This window comes from Cryobacterium sp. Y11, assembly GCF_002929535.1.
Taxonomy (GTDB): Bacteria; Actinomycetota; Actinomycetes; order Actinomycetales; family Microbacteriaceae; genus Cryobacterium.
This window is the reverse complement of sequence record NZ_PJJO01000003.1, coordinates 1-1,152: the sequence shown is the minus strand read 5'-3', so window position 1 is coordinate 1,152 and position 1,152 is coordinate 1. Positions and strand designations below refer to the sequence as shown.

2 protein-coding genes are annotated in these 1,152 nt (G+C 65.0%); one reads left to right on the top strand and one right to left on the bottom strand.

Annotated elements, in window-relative coordinates:
- Nucleotides 1-72, top strand: a 72-nt coding sequence (gene ndhC, locus CXY75_RS20830) for an NADH-quinone oxidoreductase subunit A (RefSeq protein ID WP_369826611.1), incomplete at its 5' end; no start/stop codon positions are given.
- Nucleotides 73-338: 266 nt separating this feature from the next.
- Here the strand turns inward: ndhC and CXY75_RS19580 are convergent.
- Nucleotides 339-485: a hypothetical protein gene (locus CXY75_RS19580; protein WP_158251065.1), complete on the bottom strand. Its 147-nt coding sequence runs from the start codon at nucleotides 483-485 to the stop codon at nucleotides 339-341.
- Between the last annotated feature and the right edge of the window lie 667 nt (nucleotides 486-1,152).

Below are 1,152 nucleotides of genomic sequence, written 5' to 3'. Positions count from 1 at the left end.
TTCGTCTTTCTCGGTGTGCTCATGGTCGGTGTCGTCTGGGCCTGGCGAGAGGGTGCGCTGCGGTGGGTCTAAGAAGCAGTATGGCGGGACGCGCCACTCGCAGAGTGCACGTGCTGGTGCTGGAAGTTCCCGGTTGGGGGAAGACTCGTATGCGCGTTGAGGCGGAACTAGCTCGTCGGGGCTGGGCGCCGGCGATATCCCCAGCGGATGCTGACGTTCTGCTGGTCTGCGGGGAACCGGGAGAGGAACTCGAGTCCGTGTTCGCGCGCCTCTGGTCACAGCTTCCCGGTCCACGCGTACGCGCGGCGGTGATCAGCGCAAGCGATGTCGCCTCGACTCTAGACCGTGCCGTGGATGAGCTCCTCGATGACGCCAGACAGCACAGCGATGCGCAAGCCCGCTCGCGCCAGCCGGCAGAACCACACGCCGAGACCGCGCACACCGAGCATGCAGCGCATGGCGGCAGCGGCGAATCGACTGTGCATGACATGAATATGGATATGGACATGGACATGGACATGGACATGGACATGGACATGCCGATGCCGGGAGGGATTCCTCTAGCCAATGGCGGACCCGATCGCGACGGCCTCGAAATGGATGTGCTTCACGTTCCTCTTGGCCCGGTACTCCCCCACTGGCCGGCCGGTCTCGTTGTGCGCTGCGTGCTCCAAGGTGATGTGATCGTCAGTGCCCAGGCAGAAATCCTTCCCGCGGCGCAACCGAGCGGTTACGGCCTTGCCCCGGGTGAGCGTCGCCGGTTGGCGGACGACGAACGACGGTTGACTGTTATCCGTCGTTCTGATGCTGCANTCCGTCGTTCTGATGCTGCAGCGTCGGTGCTTGCTCTGGCCGGGTGGTCGTTCGCGGCAGGCCGCGCCCGACGGATTCGCGACGCCGTGGCGTCGGGCATGGCACTACTCGACGTGGCAGCCGACCTCGACAAGCTCGCGCAGAGCGTCGGCCGCTCCTGGACTCTGCGTTGGACGCTGAAAGGCATCTCGGTCGGTGATACACTCGCCCATGCGGAAGACGGGATGGGGCAAAGCAGATCCGAGACGGTGCGTGGCCGCCTCATCGGCTGGCTCGACGAGGCACGACGCATTGCCCGAGACGACACGGCTCAAGGAGCGTACGAGCTGCAAGGCCCCC